Here is an 18,061-nt window from a genome sequence, read left to right on the forward strand (position 1 = left end):
TCTAAAGCTATTCCGCATAGGTGCGGGTGATTTACTAAGGAATATTGCAATGCTGTTGGCACTTTCTTTGCGTGATTTTGTCATTGTTGAAAACCTGAATCTTGATTTTCAAAACGGCTTTACCGTATTGACGGGCGAGACCGGCGCAGGCAAATCGATTACTCTGGATGCGATTGGCCTGTTGTTGGGCGATAAAGCCGATTACAGCCAAGTGCGCAGCGGCGCCAAAGAAGCGCAGTTGTCGGCTTTGTTCGATATCAGTAGTTTGCCTGAACTGAAAACGCAGCTGCAGGAGCAAGGCCTTTTGGAAGAAGATGCCGAAGAGCTCAGCATCCGCCGTATTATCGATGCCAAGGGCAAAAGCCGCAGTTATATCAATAATCAGGCAGCAACATTGGCGCAACTGAAAGCCATCGGCGAGCAGTTAATCGATATTCACGGCCAAAATGCCCATCACTCGTTGAATCAAGAATCTGCGCAACGCGAGTTGTTGGACGCATTTGCCGGCAGCAAAGAGCAGGCGGAAACGGTCAAACAGCTTTATCAAAATTGGGTCAATGCGAAAAAGGCACTGCAAGAAGCGCAAGAGCAGGCAGAAACCATGGCCATCGAGCGCGAGCGTTTGGAATGGCAGTTTAATGAGTTGAACCAATTGGAGCTCAAACCCAACGAATGGGAAACCTTAAGCCAAAGCCACGACAGCCTGGCGCATTCGGCCGAGTTGCTGCAAACCGCCGAGCAGGTGGGCGAAAGCATAGACGGCGACAACGGCATCCAACGTCAAATCTACCAATGCCAAAAATTGCTGGGCAATCTGCAAAACATTGAACCGCGCTTTGCCGAAAGCCTGAATATGTTGGCAAGTATTGAAGCCGAGTTGGGGGAAATCAGTGCCAATATGCGCGATGTGGCCGGCCGCAGCGATATCGATCCGAATGAATTGGCCGCACAAGAAAGCCGTATGGGCGAATTGATGAGCATGGCGCGCAAATACCGCATTGAGCCGGAAGAGTTGCCGCAAAAGTTGGCGGAAATTGACGAGCGCCTGCAAAACCTGCAAGCGGCTGCCGATTTGGAAGCCTTGGAAAATACGGTTGCGCGCAATCTTGCCGAATGCCACGAAGCCGCTCACGTTCTCTCCGCTATGCGCCATCAGGCTGCCGGCCGTTTGGGCGAAGAGACTACCGAGCATATGCAGCATTTGGCCATGAAGGGCGCACGTTTTGACATCGTCTTGTTGCCGTCTTCGCCGACCGCGCATGGTCTGGAGCAGGTGCAATTCCAAGTAGCGGCGAATAAAGGCAATCCGTCCCGTCCTTTGAACAAAGTGGCTTCCGGCGGCGAATTGGCGCGTATCAGCTTGGCTTTGCAAGTGGTTGCCAGCCAATACACGCAAGTGCCGACATTGATTTTTGATGAAGTGGATACCGGTATCGGTGGCGGCGTCGCCGAAATGGTCGGTAAAGCTTTGCGTGCCTTGGGTAAAAAACATCAAGTCTTGGCGGTAACCCATCTTCCCCAAGTCGCCTCTTGCGGTGAAAACCATTGGCAAGTGCGCAAACATAGCGAAGGCGAACAAACCGTCAGCGAAATCAGCGTATTGGATCATCATCAGCGCATTGAGGAAATCGCGCGTATGTTGGGCGGCGAAATCATTACCGATACCACACGCAGCCATGCCGCCGAACTCTTGCATTTGGCAGCCGCCTAAAAGCTTCAAGGCCGTCTGAAAATAGGATTCAGACGGCCTTTTCTATATTTTGACACCTTTTCAGGCAGGCAGAATACGAGGTATGATTATATCGTCTGTTTACAAGGAAATTTTGATGAAAGTCCTGTTTATCGCCGATCCGATGGCAAGTTTTAAAACCTATAAAGACACTACTTACGCCATGATGCGTGAAATGGCAAAGCGCGGTTGGCAGCTTTTTCATACCTTGAGCGGAGAATTGTCCGTCCGTGAAGGCTTGGTAGTGGCTCAGGCGGTGGCATTTGAGTTTGTCGGCGCGAAGAATGATGACGATCACGAATGGTTTAAAGCAGAGACAAAAGTTCAGATGGCCTTGAAAGATTTCGATGCGGTCATTATGCGCACTGATCCGCCGTTTGATATGCAATATCTGTACGCGACCCAGTTTTTGACGTTGGCACAGCAGCAGGGCGCAAAAGTATTTAACAGCGGACAAGCAATGCGTGATTTCAATGAGAAATTGGCGATTTTGAATTTCAGCCAGTTTACCGCGCCGACTTTGGTTACCACACGTTCCGCCGATGTCCGTGCCTTTTTGAAAGAACACGGCGATATCATCATCAAACCTTTGGACGGTATGGGCGGTATGGGCATTTTCCGCCTGACCGAATCCGACCCCAATATCGGCAGTATTTTGGAAACCCTGATGCAGCTTGATTCACGCACCATCATGGCGCAACGTTATATTCCTGAAATCGTACATGGCGACAAGCGCATTCTGATTATCGGCGGGGAAGTTGTTCCGTATGCTTTGGCGCGTATTCCGCAAAACGGAGAAACGCGCGGCAACTTGGCTGCCGGCGGCCGAGGCGTGGCGCAGGAATTGAGCGAGCGCGACCGTGAAATTGCAGAAACTCTTGCTCCCGAACTCAAACGCCGCAGCATCTTGCTGGCAGGTTTGGATGTCATCGGCAGCAACCTGACAGAAGTCAATGTAACCAGCCCGACCGGCTTCCAAGAAATCATGAAGCAAAAAGATTTCGACGTTGCCGCCATGTTCGCAGATGCCGTGGCATCTTGGGCAAAACAATAAACCCAAAGGCCGTCTGAAAATTGATCCGACCGTTTCTTTTCAGACGGCCTTTTTATGTTGAGAATATGATGGAACCATCCTCCTACGCATCTGAAAAAAAAGGAAAAAACGGCATCAAGCGCATTATCAATGCGTTTGGTTATTCCAAAGACGGTCTGGCTGCCGCGTATCGTTATGAAAGCGCATTTCGCCAAGTTTTTTGGTTGAACCTGATTTTAATTTTTTTGGCTTTGTTCCTTGATTTTGGCCCGGTCACCAAAATGGTGCTTGTTGTCGCATCGTTTATTTCACTGATTACCGAATTGTTTAATACCGCCGTCGAGGCAGCCGTTGACCATACCTCTACTGAAAAACACGAGCTGGCTAAGCGTGCCAAAGATGCCGGTTCGGCCGCGCAACTGATGGCTTTGTTCATGTTATTTATTGTTTGGATTGTTGCATTAACTGCTTAAAAATGTGGTAATATGGTAATTCGTTAGGATTAGATAGTATTAATTAATCTATATCAAAGTTTTCAGACGGCCTTTGATTGTAAGATGAAGGCTGTATATCCCAGCCATTTGGCAAACACAAGGAGCAAAACATGAAAAAATTAATGGCAACCCTGATTCTGGCAGGCTTGGCAACTTCCGTATCTGCAGCCGGTATCCATATTGAAGACGGTTGGGCACGTGCCACTGTCGAAGGTATGAAAATGGGTGGCGCATTCATGAAAATCCAAAACGATGAAGCCAAACAAGACTTCTTGGTAGGCGGCAGCAGCCCTGTTGCCGAACGTGTTGAAGTACACACCCATATTAACGACAACGGTGTTATGCGTATGCGCGAAGTTAAAGGCGGCGTGCCTTTGGCGGCAAAAGGCGTAACCGAGCTGAAACCGGGCAGCTACCACGTTATGTTCATGGGCCTGAAAAAACAATTGAAAGAAGGCGAAAAAGTGCCTGTAACCCTGAAATTCAAAAACGCCAAACCTCAAACTGTCGAGCTAGAAGTGAAAACCGCGCCTAAAGCCGAAATGCAGCACGATCACGGCGCACACGGTGGTGCACATCAGCACTAATTGCTTGAATTTGCATATAAAGGCCGTCTGAAAGTCATTGGGCTTGCAGACGGCCTTTTCTGTCGTCAAATCAAAATGTGCTAAAATCACGCTTTAAAAAATGTATTTGAAACCCACATTCCGCTCATGAATACTCACAACACACCAGCAAACATCATCGTCGGCCTCTCCGGCGGCGTCGATTCCTCCGTTACTGCGGCCCTGCTCAAACAGCAAGGCCATCAAATCAGCGGCGTGTTCATGCAGAACTGGGAAGATGACGACAACGACGAATATTGCAGCATCAAACAAGATTCCTTTGATGCCATTGCCGTTGCCGACATCATCGGCATCGATATCGACATCGTCAATTTTGCCGCGCAATATAAAGACAACGTATTTGCCTATTTCCTCAAAGAATACAGCGCAGGCCGCACGCCGAATCCGGATGTGTTGTGCAATGCCGAAATCAAATTCAAATGCTTTTTGGACTACGCCATCGAGCAGGGCGCCGATACCATTGCCACCGGACACTATGCCCGTAAAGAAGTTCGCAACGGCGTGCATTACCTGCTCAAAGGCTTGGATCAAAACAAAGACCAAAGCTATTTCCTGTACCGTCTCAAACCTTTCCAACTTGAGCGCGCGATTTTCCCATTGGGCGAGTTGGAAAAGCCTGAAGTCCGCCGTCTTGCCGAAGAATTCAAATTACCGACTGCAACCAAAAAAGACAGTACCGGTATTTGCTTTATCGGCGAACGCCCGTTCCGCGAATTTCTGCAAAAATACCTGCCGACCAATAATGGCAAAATGGTTACCCCTGAAGGCAAAGTAGTCGGCGAACACGTCGGTTTGATGTTTTACACGCTGGGCCAACGCAAAGGCTTGGGTATCGGCGGCGCAGGCGAACCATGGTTTGTCGCGGCCAAGGATTTGACCAAAAACGAACTGATTGTCGTCCAAGGCCATGACCATCCTTTGCTTTATACGCAAAGCCTGATTATGAACGATTTAAGCTTCACATTGCCCGAACGTCCGAAAGAAGGACGCTATACCTGCAAAACGCGCTACCGTATGGCCGACGCGCCTTGTACGTTGCGTTATTTAGATGATGAAACCATCGAGCTTGTTTTTGACGAGCCGCAGTGGGCAGTAACCCCAGGCCAATCTGCGGTACTGTATGACGGCGATGTGTGCTTGGGCGGCGGCATCATCATGTCCACCGACAAGCCTGTCATCATTACTGCTTAACACAAGGGCCGTCTGAAAACGAAGCGGCAGATTAAATCAAGCCTTTCTGACGGCCTTCATTCTAAAAAAACGACTAAAACAAAGACTGATCAATATGGAAAAACTCTGGCTCAAAAGCTACGAACAAGGTGTAAACCCTGAAATCGATATCTCTCAATACAGCTCTATCAGCGATGTATTTCGTCAAAGTGTCGAGAAATTCGCAGATAAACCTGCTTTTCAAAACATGGGCAAAACGCTGACTTATGCCGAAGTGGGCAAGTTGGCGACCGATTTTGCGTCTTACCTGCAAAACGTATTGAAACTGCCGCGCGGTGAGCGTGTGGCGATTATGATGCCGAACGTTTTGCAATATCCGATTGCGCTTTTCGGTATTTTGCAGGCAGGTTTGGTGGCAGTGAATACCAATCCGCTTTATACGCCGCGCGAGTTGGAGCATCAGTTGAAAGATAGCGGCGCGACAACGATTGTCGTGTTGGAGAACTTTGCCAATACGCTGGAGCTGGTGTTGCCGCGTACACAAATCAAACATGTGATTGTCGCATCGATCGGTGAGATGTTCGGCATGATTAAGGGCGCGTTGATGAACTTTGTCATCCGCAAAGTGAAAAAAATGGTGCCGGAATACCGCATTCCCAATACCGTGACTTTTCAGACGGCCTTGAAGCAAGGTGCAGCAAATACGTTCAAACCAGTCGAGTTGACACGCGACGATACTGCCTTGCTGCAATATACAGGCGGCACGACCGGTTTGGCAAAAGGTGCCGTCCTCAGTCATGGCAATATCTGCGCCAATATGTTGCAGGCAAAAGAATGGATTAAAAACAGCCTGCACGAAGGCAAAGAAACGGTTATTGCCGCGTTGCCGCTTTATCATATCTTTGCCTTGACGGTAAACCTGATGATTTTCGCTAATACCGGTTCTAAAATCATCCTGATTACCAACCCTCGCGATATGAAGGGGTTTATCGGCGAATTGAAAAAAGAGCCGATCAGCGTGTTCATCGGCGTGAATACCTTGTTTAATGCGATGGTCAACCGTCCGGATTTCGCCGAAGTCGATTTTTCCCGTTTGAAGCTGACTTTGGGCGGCGGTATGGCAACGCAAAAAGCCGTGGCGGAAAAATGGAAAAAAATCACCGGTACGCCGATTGTGGAAGCTTACGGCTTGACCGAAGCCAGCCCAGGCGTATGTTGCAATCCTTTGAATATCAAGGCTTACAGCGGCGGTATCGGTTTGCCGGTTCCTTCGACCGAAGTCGAATTACGCGATGCGGACGGCAAAGAAGTGCCTATCGGACAGCCGGGCGAATTGTGGGTGCGCGGCCCGCAAGTGATGAAAGGCTATTGGAACCGTCCTGAAGAAACCGCCAAAGCAATCGATGCACGCGGCTTTTTAGAGACCGGCGACATTGCCGTGATGGATGAAAAAGGCTGGCTGAAGTTGGTGGACCGCAAAAAAGATTTGATTGTGGTATCCGGTTTCAATGTGTATCCGAACGAAATTGAAGAAGTGGTGGCCAGCAACGACAAAGTCTTGGAAGTCGCCTGTATCGGCGTGGCAAGCGAGAAAACCGGTGAAGCGATTAAGGTCTTCGTCGTACGCAAAGATCCGTCTTTGACCAAGGAAGAGTTGATCGATTTCTGCCGTAAAGAGCTGACTGCTTATAAAGTGCCGAAAGACATCGAATTCCGCGACGATTTGCCAAAATCCAACGTTGGCAAAATCCTGCGCCGCGAGTTGCGCTGATATATAGAATTAGTATGATAAGGCCGTCTGAAAACGCTGTTTTCAGACGGCCTGAAGCTTTTGCCGTTTGCCAGAATATGCTGCTTCAAGTTAAAATCACACATTCCAACATGGGTATCACATCATGACTAAATTTATTTTCGTAACCGGCGGCGTTGTATCTTCTTTGGGTAAAGGTATCGCCGCCGCTTCTATTGCTACTATTCTCGAGTCGCGTGGCTTGAACGTGACCATGCTTAAGCTCGACCCGTATATCAACGTTGACCCGGGTACCATGAGCCCGTTTCAACACGGCGAAGTATTCGTAACCGATGACGGCGCGGAAACCGACCTCGACCTCGGTCACTATGAGCGTTTCATCAACGCCACCATGACCCGCCGCAACAGCTTCAGTACCGGCCAAGTCTATGAAAACGTGATTGCTAAAGAGCGTCGCGGCGACTATTTGGGCGGTACCGTACAAGTGATTCCGCACATTACCGATGAAATTAAACGCCGTATCCATGAAGGCGCGGCCGGTTATGATGTGGCGATTGTCGAAATCGGCGGTACAGTCGGCGATATCGAATCGTTGCCTTTCTTGGAAGCCATCCGCCAAATGCGCAGCCAGCTCGGCCGTAACAATACATTGTTTGCCCACCTGAGCTATGTTCCTTACATTGCCGCCGCCGGCGAAATCAAAACCAAACCGACCCAGCATACCGTTAAAGAAATGTTGAGCATTGGTTTGCAACCCGACATCCTGATCTGCCGTATGGACAGAGAAATGCCTGCGGACGAGCGCCGTAAAATTGCTTTGTTCTGTAACGTTGAAGAACGTGCCATCGTGGGCAGCTACGATGTGGACAGCATTTACGAATGCCCTGAAATGCTGCACAACCAAGGCATCGACAGCATCATTACCGAGCAGTTGCAGCTGAATGTCAAACAAGCCGATTTGACCGAATGGAAGAAAATCGTTCACGCGATTCAAAATCCGAAACACACCGTCAAAATCGCAATGGTCGGCAAATACGTTGATTTGACCGAGTCCTACAAATCGCTGATCGAAGCCCTGAAACACGCGGGTATTCACACTGAAACCGACGTACAAATTACCTTTGTCGACAGCGAAAGCATCGAGAAGGGCAATGGCGACGTTTCCATGCTCAAAGACATGGACGCGATTTTGGTGCCGGGCGGCTTTGGTTCACGCGGCGTAGAAGGCAAAATTGCCGCCGTACGTTATGCACGTGAAAACAACGTACCATACTTGGGCATCTGTTTGGGCATGCAAATTGCCTTGATCGAATACGCCCGCGATGTTGCAGGCTTGAAAGGTGCGAACTCTACCGAGTTTGACTTGAAATGCGCCGCGCCTGTCGTTGCCCTGATTGACGAATGGCAAACTGCCGACGGCAGCGTAGAAACCCGTGACGAATCTGCCGATTTGGGCGGTACTATGCGTTTGGGCGCACAAGAAGTTGACCTCAAACCGGGCAGCCTTGCTGCAAAAATCTACGGCAGCGAACATATCCGCGAACGTCATCGCCACCGCTACGAAGTCAACAACAACTATGTTCCTCAGTTGGAAAAAGCCGGTTTGGTCATTGGCGGCGTATCCGCAGGCCGCGAGCGTTTGGTTGAAACCATCGAATTGCCAAATCATCCTTGGTTCTTCGCTTGTCAGTTCCATCCGGAATTCACTTCCAATCCGCGCAAAGGCCATCCTTTGTTCAGCGCGTTTGTGAAAGCCGCGTTGGGTAACAAAAAAGCCTGATTGATGTGATTGAAAAAGCACCCGTTTCCGGGTGCTTTTTTGTTTTCAGACGGCCTTAGAAGTTATTTGTCTTCATTGACTTCACGGTTGTTCAAAGGTTGTACGGGACGGTTGTTTTCGCCGCCGATAATGTCGCGCATGGCTTTAAACTGTGCCGCATCTGCCTGAACCGGAGTTTTTAAGACAACCCAAGTCACGTTTTCGCTGCAAGGCGGCGTTGTCAGCGAGCCTTTCAGCTGGAATGACTTGCTATCTTTAGGCAGCAGGGCTTGGATATTCAAGTTTTTCAACATTACGGATTCGCCCGCTTTCAGTTTTTTGGCAGTGAGTGCGGACAAGGCAGGGTTGTTTTTGCCCGGTTTAAATACAGAGCCGATGACCGCCAAAGTACCGTCTTCGGCTTGATGGACGAAATGCGCTTCCATCGGGAAATGTTTGCCTTTGAAAGTATGTTCGCTCGGCGTATGGAAGTGGAATTGTTTGAAGGTATAGGTTTTACCGTTAATCACGATGGTTTGGGCCTTGCCTTGCGGCGTGGCTTGAAGGGTATGGCCGTTATTTTCTACTTTGTAGTCGGCGACGTTGTAACGGTATGCCGGTTGTTTGCCTTTTACTGCTTTTGTTGTGGAGAAGTCAACTGGAGATTGCTGTTTGCCTGTTTTGCAGACGGCAAAGTCTTCACTCAAGTCGCCCCAGTGTGCAGCATCGTTTTCACCTGTGTAAGACCAATGTGCATGATGGGTTTCGGCGGATACCGCTGCAGTAGAGACAGCCATTAGCAAAGATAAAAAGAAATGTTTGTTCAACATAAAGGCTCCTATTTATTTATATTAGGTAAAAGGAAAAATTTATACCAAATAAATTATTGATATAAAAAAACTTCTTCATAAGAAAAAAGTTAATGATAGTGGCAATTTGGGGATATTGGGTTGATATATGGCAAACATTTATCAAGCAATCATTTTTGATTAAATGATTGCAATAAGAGGGATGATTGTCCTTGCCGTGACTTTGAATGGGAGAGGCCGTCTGAAATTTCTTTCAGACGGCCTGTTTTATTTAAAAATGTTGTAAAAAGTCTAAACTCTAATGAATAAAAGTGTCTATCAAGATGAAAGTAGTTGTTTGTAGCGTTGGAAAACATTAATATTGCTAAACGTGTTTTCACGAGATTTTAACTTTGTTTTGGAGAGAATAATGAAAAAATCGATTATCGCTTTGGTTATTGCTGGTTTGCCGCTGGCTGCATCTGCAGAAGTGATTCTGTATGGTCAAATCAAAAGCAGCGTGACGGTCGGTCAAGTAAAAATCAAAGGTGATGCAGGTTCTGAAACCAGCTCTACCGCAACCAGCATCAATGACAATACCTCCCGTATCGGTTTCAAAGGCAGCGAGAACTTGGGCGGCGATTTGAAAGCCATTTGGCAGGTAGAACAAAAAACGGCCATTACCGGCGGTTCCCAAGGTTTTGCCACTCGGGACTCCTTCATCGGCCTGCAAGGTAACTTCGGTAAGATTCGCGCCGGTAAACTCAGCAATATGCTGAATGAAATGGACACCATCGATCCATGGATGTACAAAACCAATGCCGCAGGCTTGGGCATCTTTACCCGTACCGGCAACCGCAACGCCGCCGTACGCTACGACAGCCCGGATTTCGGCGGATTCAAATTCAACGTGTCTTACGCACCGCGCGACAACCGCAATCCTTCAGACAAATACACGCACACCAAACCGGCTAAAGACCAATACACCGGCGGCGTGAGCTTCTCTAAAAACGGCTTTACTGCCAATGCGGCTTACGGCCACTACAACGGCGCATACACCGACAAATCAGGCAAAGTCAAAGCGGCGCAAATCGCCAAAGTCGAAACTTATTACGATAAAGACAATCTCTTTGTCGGCGGCGGCGTACACTATGCCAAAGGCCATGAGACAGGCAACGAATATTTAGGCTATTTCACCGATGGTTTTAATGAGTACAAGGGTAGTGACATTACTGTCGATTCAGGCAAATCTGAAGCCGTGAAAGTAGTTGATGCAGCGGTAACAGTCGGCTACAAATTCGGCAACGTGACCCCACGCATTACTTATGCACATGGCTGGCCTGCCAAGGGCGTGAACAGTGGCGAGAAATTGGTGGATAAATTCGACCAAGTCGTTGTCGGCGGCCAATACACCTTCAGCAAACGCACCGGCATCAATGCCCAACTGGCGTATCTGAAAGTCGGCAACAAAACCCGTCTGACTGCAGCCAACAAAGGCGGCGTTGAACAAAAAGCTGCTTCTGTGGGCCTGTATCACAAATTCTAAGCCGTCTTGAAAGACAAGGCCGTCTGAAAAATTTCAGACGGCCTTTTTCTTGATTAAAGCAGTTTATTTGTCGTGGTTGGTCAGCGTTGTACCGTGACGGCCGCCGCGTTCTTTCAAACGTTGTACCAAGCCTTCGACCGTTGTCGGCATACCGTCGATACAGAATGCCTGATACAGGGCGGTGTGCAGGGCATCGTTGCGGCTGAACGCATTGCCGATCAGCTTCCAATCGCCTTTACGCGGCTCGATCCAGCGGTGATTTACTGTGTCGCCGTATGCGAATACTTTGTAAGAAGAACGCTTGTCATTGCTGTAAGTAAAGGACGTGCGGGCGCAATAGAGGCCTTCGACGGAGAGGTTGTCGTAGCCTTTGTCGGAGCGCACATTCAAGACGTAGCGGATGCTGTTGTCAGGCGCAGGCATGATTTGCAGGCTGCTGAGCAGGATTTTGGGCTGCTTGCCGTAGGTTTCGTTGACATAGAGATCGAACCAATCGCCCGATTGGGTATCGGGCAGGGGCGGCAACTCGGCTTTGTGTTCTTTAAATTCTCGTGCGGCAACTTCTTCAGGGCTTTCCTGATAACGCGTGTTGGTCAGCGTATCCTTTTGGCTGAAACCCAAAGCAAATGCTTGAGTCGCGGCAAGGCTGAGAGCGAGAAGGGCAAAACGGCGCATAGACAGCTCCAAAGTGAAAAACGGCTTTATTTTATGGGCTTGCAGGGTGGGGTGCAAGTAAGTGCGGTATAATTGACGTTAATTCTGATTAATATGACGAGTTTTCATCATGAATACACAAACTCTGGATGTCATCGGTTTGAAATGCCCTCTGCCGATTTTGCGTGCCAAAAAAGCTTTGGCGCAAATGCAGGAGGGCGAAGTGCTGACCGTATTGGCTACTGATGGCGGCGCGCCCGGCGATTTTGAAGCGTTTTGCCGTCAGACCGGACATGTCTTGTTGGAATCGAGCGAGGCTGACGGCGTGTTCAAGCTGGTGTTGAAGCACAAATAAAGGCCGTCTGAAATGTCTAAAGCCGTCGCGTTGTCTGCCGCCGTATTGGCCGTCTGCCTCAGTGCATGCGGCAATGAAGGCGTTTCGCCGCAGAACGCTGCCGATTATGCCCAAAATGTAACCGACTTGTTCCGCCAAAGCTGCGTGGCCGCAGACGGCGATGCCGCCCTTGTCGGCGAGTTTGCCAATGCCAACAAACTGGTTTTATTGTCGAAAAAAGATATTACCGATTTGCCTGCCGGAATGATGGATTTGGAGGCATTAAGCATTTGGAAGAAAACGGTAAACGGCGCGGATTATTATTTGAGCCTGACCGAAGACAGTTGTAGTGTGCGCACGGCTAAAGCCGACGACCATCTGATTTTTAAACAATTTTTGGCTTTGGCAGAAAATCCGCCGCAAGGTTTGAACGCTGAGTTGCGTGCCGATAATTTGTCGGAAGCCCCGTTGCCTATGCGTCAGATTTCCTACGCATGGCGCGCGTCCGGCAGTCCGAAAGAAACCTTGCTGACCGTCAAAACAACGTCGTCCGAGCATTTTCCGGTACAGGCTGTTTTTTATTTGACCCATCATTCTTACGACAATAAGGCCGCCGTTTTGCCTTAGGCCGGTTGACGATTGAAACATCAAATTAATAGAAACCGTTACCGCCGAATAAAGGCCGTCTGAAACATTATCAAACCAAACCACTCGAAAGTAAGCTATGCAAACCCTGACCATCATCCGCCCCGACGATATGCACTTACACCTGCGCGACGGTGACGCGCTCAAAGCCGTTGCCCCGTACACCGCCCGACAAATGGGCCGCGCGGTTATCATGCCCAACCTGAAGCCGCCCGTTGTTAGCGTTGCCGATGCCCAAGCATACAAAGCGCGCATTATGGCCGCCCTGCCAGAAGGCAGCGCCTTCCAGCCGTTGATGACGCTTTATTTGACCGACAACGCTACTCCCGAACTCGTGCGTGAAGCCAAGGCTGCCGGTATCGTGGCTTTCAAACTTTATCCTGCAGGCGCGACCACCAATTCCGATTCCGGCGTGACTGACTTGTTCAAACTGATTCCCGTGTTGGAAGAAATGGCAAAACAGGGTATTTTGTTTTTGGTTCACGGCGAAGTAACTGATTCAGAAATCGATATTTTCGACCGCGAGGCCGCCTTTATCGAGCGCGTGATGAAGCCGGTTTTGGCACAAGTGCCGAATCTTAAAGTAGTGTTTGAACACATTACCACTGCAGAAGCCGCCCGACTGGTATTGGAAGCAGGCGATAATGTTGCCGCGTCCGTGACGCCGCAACACTTGCTGCTCAACCGCAACGACCTTTTGGTCGGCGGCGTGCGCCCTCATCATTTCTGCCTGCCCGTACTCAAACGCGAAACCCACCGTCAGGCCTTGGTTGCCGCCGTTACCGGCGATAAGGCGCACAAATTCTTCCTCGGCACGGATTCTGCGCCACATGCTAAAACTGCCAAAGAAAATGCTTGCGGTTGCGCCGGTATGTTCAGCGCGATGACTGCTATCGAGCTTTATGCCGAAGTGTTTGAGAAAGCAGGCGCGTTGGACAAACTGGAAGCCTTTGCTTCTAAAAACGGCCCGCGTTTCTACGGTCTGCCTGAAAATATCGATACCATCACATTGCTCAAACAAACGCAAACCGTACCTGCCAGCGTACCTTACGGCGATGGCGAACTTGTACCGATGAGGGCCGGCGGTGAGATTGAATGGACGGTGCAATATTAAATTTGCCGTCAATAAGGCATAAAAAGAAACAACCTGCTTGAAAGGGCAGGTTGTTTTTTATTGTCGTTCAGACGGCCTGTCATGGGGAAGGGAAGCATACAAGGCCGTCTGAAAACCGGATTAGAGTGTGTGTTTATTCGGTCAACATGGGTTTCAGTGCTTCCCAAGCCTGCGGCAGTTGGGTAAAGCCGTCCGAAGCCATCAAATGGCCGCCTTCGGGAATATGGGTAACAGGGCTTTTGAGTTTGGCCGCCATGTCTAAAGTCAGTTCGGGCGGAACATGGGTATCGTTGTCGGAAACCAGACAGTGTTTGGGCATGTCGATTTTGCGCAGGATGTCGAAATCGGGGGACGCTGCTTTAATGTAGGCATCGAGTGCGGGCAGGGGAGGCAACGTATCGGCAAAACCCGCGGCAAGCAGCAGACCGCCGATTTTTTGCGGCTGTTGTCGGCTGAGGAAGTGAAGGAGGGTAATGCAACCGAGGCTGTGGCCGACTAGGAAGGTATGGGCATCAGGCTTGCCGATGTGCTGGTCAAGGGTAAACTGCCACGCGGTCGTGCTTGGTTTGTCGGGATTGGGCATGGCGAGGGAGATTGCTTGTGCGCCGGTGCTTTTGACTTGGGCGCAAAGCCAGTCAAACCAATTGCCGTGCGGATTGCCTTCAAAGCCATGTACGATATAAACGCGTCGATTCATGTTTTTCCTCCTTCAGACGGCCTGAGACTTTTGTCTAAATCTCTGCCTGTAAGCGTTCATTATACCATGTTTGTTTATGTTTTATTGTTTGTCGCTTGGTAAGGATTTTTAATTAAGCTTTTGTTGTTAAATGATATTTGCAAGAATAATAAAGCAAACAACACGGCAGGGGCGGATGGCGTTGCCGTGTTGTTCGGGTTTGAAATATATAGGGGTCGTCTGAAAAAACGGTTTAGAAATAGCCTTGTTTTTTGCGCTCTTCCATTGCCGCTTCCGATACGCGGTCGTCCATGCGTGTGGCGCTGCGTTCGGAAATGGTTGCGGCGGCGGTTTCGGCAATGATGTCTTCCGGCGTGGCGGCGGTGCTGGCAACAGGGCAGGTGCAGGAAATATCGCCGACGGTGCGGAAACGGACATCACGGATTTGGGCAACTTCGCCTTCGCGTTTTGGGGTCAACGGGGTAACGGGAACGAGCAGGCCGTTGCGTTCGACGACTTCGCGTTTGTGGGTGTAATAAATTGGCGGCAGGGCGAGTTTTTCGCGTGCGATGTATTGCCAAATGTCCAATTCCGTCCAGTTGGAAATCGGGAACACGCGCATGTTTTCGCCTTGAAATAGGCGCGTATTGTAGAGCGACCATAATTCAGGACGTTGGTTTTTAGGATCCCATTGGCCGAACTCGTCGCGGAAAGAGAAGATGCGTTCTTTGGCGCGCGCTTTTTCTTCATCGCGGCGCGCGCCGCCCATCAGCGCATCAAAGCCTTGTTCTTCGATGGTTTCAACCAGTGTAACGGCTTGGGCGGCGTTGCGTGAATCGGTTTCGCGGCGTAAGACGACGCTGCCTTTGCGGATGGATTCTTCTACGCTGCCGACCACAAGTTGTACGCCGGTGCGTGCGACCGTATCATCGCGGAAACGGATAACTTCGGGGTAGTTGTGGCCGGTATCGACGTGCAGGAGTTTGAACGGCAGCTTCAGCGGACGGCCTTCGATTTGGAAGGCTTTGACGGCCAGCGCCAGCAATACGACGGAGTCTTTGCCGCCGGAAAACAGCAGAGCCGGGTTTTGGGCATTGGCAATCACTTCGCGGATGATGTAGATAGACTCGGCTTCGAGCCAGTCGAGGTGGTGGTTTTGGATGGACATTTTTTCTCTCTTTGCAATCTTGGCGATAGTCGATACTTTAGTGAGGCCGTCTGAAAAAGGGAAAGAATGGTTTGTTTGTTGCAAAGATGTTTTTGTTATATTGCAAGGCCGTGTTTTTCAGACGGCCTTTGCGCTTTAACTTATTTTTAACCCGATTTTTCTGACGAAGCGCCTGTCTTAGCGTACACTTTGGTCTTTTATAAATGAGAATGGTTTATGTATCACGGCGAGAGATTTAATGCGTACAGCCATTTGGCCGGTTTCTTGTTGGCAGTGGCGGCGTTGGTGCTGATGCTGGTGAAAGCGGTGGAATCGGCGGACGGCTATCGGATTGCCGGTGCACTAACTTACGGAGTCTGCCTACTACTCCTGTATTTGGGCTCAACCTTATACCACAGTATTCCGCAGCCGAAGGCCAAGGCAATTTTGCAAAAGGTCGATCATTGCATGATTTATCTTTTGATTGCAGGCAGCTATACGCCGTTTACGCTGATTACCCTTCACGGCGGCTGGGGCTGGTCGCTTTTCGGCGTTTCGTGGGGGCTGGCTTTGCTGGGCATTGTTCAGGAGCTGACGATAGGGCGTAAAAGCGAGAAGCGGCTGCTGTCGATGGTGATTTATGTGTTGATGGGCTGGCTGATTGTGGTGGCGGTGTGGCCGCTGATACAGTCGCTTTCGGCCGGCGGGTTGTTTTGGCTGGTGTTGGGCGGCGTATTGTATAGCGTGGGGATTTATTGGTTTATCAACGATACGAAAATCCGCCACGGCCACGGTATCTGGCACTTGTTTGTCTTGGCAGGCAGTTTGACGCAATTTATCAGCATTTATTTTTATGTGTTGTAGTTTCAGACGGCCTGAAATAAAAAACCTCTCAGTTTGACTGAGAGGTTTTTGTTTGTCGTTAACCTGGGTTTTTGTCGTGGAATTCGTGGAATTCATAGTTGTAGGTCAGCTCTTTGCCGGCTTTGGTTTGCGCCAGATAATCGTCGTAAACCGCACGGATTTCCTTACGCAGCAGGAAGAGGGCGATTAAGTTCGGCAAGACCATAAAGCCGTTGAACATATCGGACATACTCCAAACCAAATCCACTTTGCCCAATGTACCCAATACGATGGCCACCAAAACCAGTGCGCGGTAGATGCCCAAGTGTTTGCCGCGGAACAGGAAGCGGATATTGGATTCACCGAAGTAGTACCAGCCGATGATGGTGGTAAAGGCGAAGAAGGTCAGACAGACGGCGAGCAGTTGCGAACCGAAACCAGGGAAGGCTTTGTTAAAAGCCAGTTGGGTAACTGCCGCGCCGGTTTCGCCGGACAAGTTGGCGTCGGTCAGCAGGATAATCAGCGCGGTTGCCGTGCAGACCATCAGTGTATCGATAAAAATACCGATAAATGCGGCCATACCTTGTTGTACAGGGTGTTTGACGTTGGCAGTCGCATGAGCGTGCGGGGTCGAACCCATACCGGCTTCATTGGAAAACAGGCCGCGTGCCACACCGAAACGGACTGCCTCGCGCATACCGATACCGGCCGCACCGCCCAATACCGCTTCAGGATTGAAGGCGGCCACAAAGATACTGTGGAACATCGGGATGATGTGGTCGGAGAATTTGAACAAAATAATCACCGCACACAAGATGTAAATCACCGCCATAAACGGCACGACAAATTGCGCGATACCGGCAATGCGGTTGATGCCGCCGATGATGATCAGGCCGGCGAATACCGCCAAAGCAATGCCGACAGCCATCGGGGGAATATCGAAAGCCAAATTCATAGCCGAGGCGATGGAATTGGATTGGGTCGCGTTACCGATGAAGCCCAGCGCGATAATCAAGGCAATGGAGAAAAAGCCGGACAGGAAACGCGCCGCACCACGGCCGATTTTCGGCGTCAGACCGTGCGTGATGTAAAACGCAGGGCCGCCGATGTATTTGCCGTGGCTGACCACGCGGTATTTTTGCGCCAAAACGGCTTCTGCAAAAATGGTGGACATGCCCAGAATGGCAGACAGCCACATCCAAAAAATGGCACCCGGGCCGCCGGCAGTAATCGCAGTGGCGACACCGGCAACGTTACCGGTACCGATTTGCGCGGAAATCGCTACGGCAAGCGCTTGAAATTGAGACAGGGATTTGCCTTCGTGGTCTTTGTCTTTTTTGCTGAACAAGCCGCCGAAAACGGCTTTAAAACCCGCCCCCAATTTGGTCACTTGCGGCGCGCCCAAGTACAGGGTAAAGAACAGGCCGATACCGATTAAGGCATAAATCAGCAGGTAGTCCCAAAGAACCTGATTGACTGCACCCACCAGAGCAGACAATATTTCTTCCATAATAAAACCTTTAATAAAAACAATAAAAATAAAATGATACGGGTAACTACTCCCACTCATTTTTCGCGTTTGGCAATATCGGCGAGCAGGCCGTTTTGCCATTCGATACCGGTTAAGTTGTTAACAATTTTGACCGATTTTGTCATCATACCGTAAACCTTCGTGAATTAAAACGAAAAACTGACAAAGGGTTGCCGCAAATGTGCTTCTTTATTTAAAAAAGGTTTCTTTGTTTTCAGACGG

Annotated in this window: 17 protein-coding genes; 12 read left to right on the forward strand and 5 right to left on the reverse strand. The window is 49.8% G+C overall.

The window, feature by feature from the left end:
- Nucleotides 1–49 precede the first annotated feature (49 nt).
- The 7 genes from recN (at nt 50) to ACTHR2_RS01035 (ending at nt 8,582) form a co-directional block, all read left to right on the forward strand.
- Entirely contained in the window at nt 50–1,711 is a 1,662-nt protein-coding gene (gene recN, locus ACTHR2_RS01005) for a DNA repair protein RecN (RefSeq protein WP_263341309.1), read from the forward strand.
- Nucleotides 1,712–1,826: 115 nt separating this feature from the next.
- On the forward strand, nt 1,827–2,783 hold the full coding sequence (gene gshB, locus ACTHR2_RS01010) for a glutathione synthase (RefSeq protein ID WP_263341311.1): 957 nt from the start codon (nt 1,827–1,829) through the stop codon (nt 2,781–2,783).
- Nucleotides 2,784–2,851: 68 nt separating this feature from the next.
- On the forward strand, nt 2,852–3,235 hold the full coding sequence (locus ACTHR2_RS01015) for a diacylglycerol kinase (protein WP_263341933.1): 384 nt from the start codon (nt 2,852–2,854) through the stop codon (nt 3,233–3,235).
- A gap of 131 nt (nt 3,236–3,366) precedes the next feature.
- Nucleotides 3,367–3,843 carry a copper chaperone PCu(A)C gene (locus ACTHR2_RS01020; RefSeq protein ID WP_004519448.1) on the forward strand — a complete coding sequence of 159 codons (477 nt, stop codon included), beginning with the start codon at nt 3,367–3,369 and terminating at the stop codon, nt 3,841–3,843.
- A 126-nt stretch (nt 3,844–3,969) separates the two neighbouring features.
- A complete protein-coding gene (gene mnmA / locus ACTHR2_RS01025) occupies nt 3,970–5,073 on the forward strand; it encodes a tRNA 2-thiouridine(34) synthase MnmA (RefSeq protein WP_063076386.1) in 1,104 nt (367 codons plus the stop codon).
- A gap of 94 nt (nt 5,074–5,167) precedes the next feature.
- Nucleotides 5,168–6,823: an AMP-binding protein gene (locus ACTHR2_RS01030; protein WP_263341314.1), complete on the forward strand. Its 1,656-nt coding sequence runs from the start codon at nt 5,168–5,170 to the stop codon at nt 6,821–6,823.
- A 124-nt stretch (nt 6,824–6,947) separates the two neighbouring features.
- Nucleotides 6,948–8,582 carry a CTP synthase gene (locus ACTHR2_RS01035; protein WP_004519451.1) on the forward strand — a complete coding sequence of 545 codons (1,635 nt, stop codon included), beginning with the start codon at nt 6,948–6,950 and terminating at the stop codon, nt 8,580–8,582.
- Between the two features lie 62 nt (nt 8,583–8,644).
- Here the strand turns inward: ACTHR2_RS01035 and ACTHR2_RS01040 are convergent, their stop codons facing one another.
- Entirely contained in the window at nt 8,645–9,391 is a 747-nt protein-coding gene (locus tag ACTHR2_RS01040) for a carbonic anhydrase (protein WP_070734635.1), read from the reverse strand.
- Nucleotides 9,392–9,779: 388 nt separating this feature from the next.
- Here ACTHR2_RS01040 and ACTHR2_RS01045 point away from each other — a divergent pair, with 388 nt between their 5' ends.
- Nucleotides 9,780–10,895: a porin gene (locus tag ACTHR2_RS01045; protein WP_263341320.1), complete on the forward strand. Its 1,116-nt coding sequence runs from the start codon at nt 9,780–9,782 to the stop codon at nt 10,893–10,895.
- Between the two features lie 63 nt (nt 10,896–10,958).
- On the opposite strand, the gene ACTHR2_RS01050 is transcribed toward ACTHR2_RS01045, so the two are convergent.
- Entirely contained in the window at nt 10,959–11,570 is a 612-nt protein-coding gene (locus ACTHR2_RS01050) for a CNP1-like family protein (RefSeq protein WP_063067910.1), read from the reverse strand.
- A gap of 109 nt (nt 11,571–11,679) precedes the next feature.
- On the opposite strand from ACTHR2_RS01050, the gene ACTHR2_RS01055 reads away from it, so the two are divergent.
- The 3 genes from ACTHR2_RS01055 to pyrC all read left to right on the forward strand — a co-directional run bounded on the left by ACTHR2_RS01055 (nt 11,680) and on the right by pyrC (nt 13,642).
- Nucleotides 11,680–11,904, forward strand: a complete 225-nt coding sequence (locus ACTHR2_RS01055; RefSeq protein WP_003681929.1) for a sulfurtransferase TusA family protein — start codon at nt 11,680–11,682, stop codon at nt 11,902–11,904.
- A gap of 12 nt (nt 11,905–11,916) precedes the next feature.
- The gene (locus ACTHR2_RS01060) at nt 11,917–12,510 is read left to right on the forward strand and encodes an NMCC_0638 family (lipo)protein (RefSeq protein ID WP_263341324.1); all 594 of its coding nucleotides are present in this window, start codon (nt 11,917–11,919) and stop codon (nt 12,508–12,510) included.
- A gap of 97 nt (nt 12,511–12,607) precedes the next feature.
- Nucleotides 12,608–13,642, forward strand: coding sequence for a dihydroorotase (gene pyrC, locus ACTHR2_RS01065; RefSeq protein ID WP_263341326.1), 1,035 nt, complete (start codon nt 12,608–12,610; stop codon nt 13,640–13,642).
- Between the two features lie 133 nt (nt 13,643–13,775).
- Here pyrC and ACTHR2_RS01070 read toward each other — a convergent pair whose 3' ends face one another.
- Together ACTHR2_RS01070 and cysD are read right to left on the reverse strand one after the other, a co-directional pair.
- Nucleotides 13,776–14,339 carry an RBBP9/YdeN family alpha/beta hydrolase gene (locus tag ACTHR2_RS01070; protein WP_003681918.1) on the reverse strand — a complete coding sequence of 188 codons (564 nt, stop codon included), beginning with the start codon at nt 14,337–14,339 and terminating at the stop codon, nt 13,776–13,778.
- A gap of 232 nt (nt 14,340–14,571) precedes the next feature.
- Entirely contained in the window at nt 14,572–15,504 is a 933-nt protein-coding gene (gene cysD / locus ACTHR2_RS01075; protein WP_107723672.1) for a sulfate adenylyltransferase subunit CysD, read from the reverse strand.
- 198 nt (nt 15,505–15,702) lie between these two features.
- Between cysD and trhA the strand changes: the two genes are divergently transcribed.
- The gene (trhA, locus tag ACTHR2_RS01080) at nt 15,703–16,329 is read left to right on the forward strand and encodes a PAQR family membrane homeostasis protein TrhA (RefSeq protein WP_049331323.1); all 627 of its coding nucleotides are present in this window, start codon (nt 15,703–15,705) and stop codon (nt 16,327–16,329) included.
- 58 nt (nt 16,330–16,387) lie between these two features.
- On the opposite strand, the gene ACTHR2_RS01085 is transcribed toward trhA, so the two are convergent.
- On the reverse strand, nt 16,388–17,818 hold the full coding sequence (locus ACTHR2_RS01085) for an alanine/glycine:cation symporter family protein (RefSeq protein ID WP_107697005.1): 1,431 nt from the start codon (nt 17,816–17,818) through the stop codon (nt 16,388–16,390).
- Between the last annotated feature and the right edge of the window lie 243 nt (nt 17,819–18,061).

Source organism: Neisseria sp. P0006.S004 (assembly GCF_051963015.1).
In the GTDB taxonomy this organism is placed as follows: domain Bacteria; phylum Pseudomonadota; class Gammaproteobacteria; order Burkholderiales; family Neisseriaceae; genus Neisseria.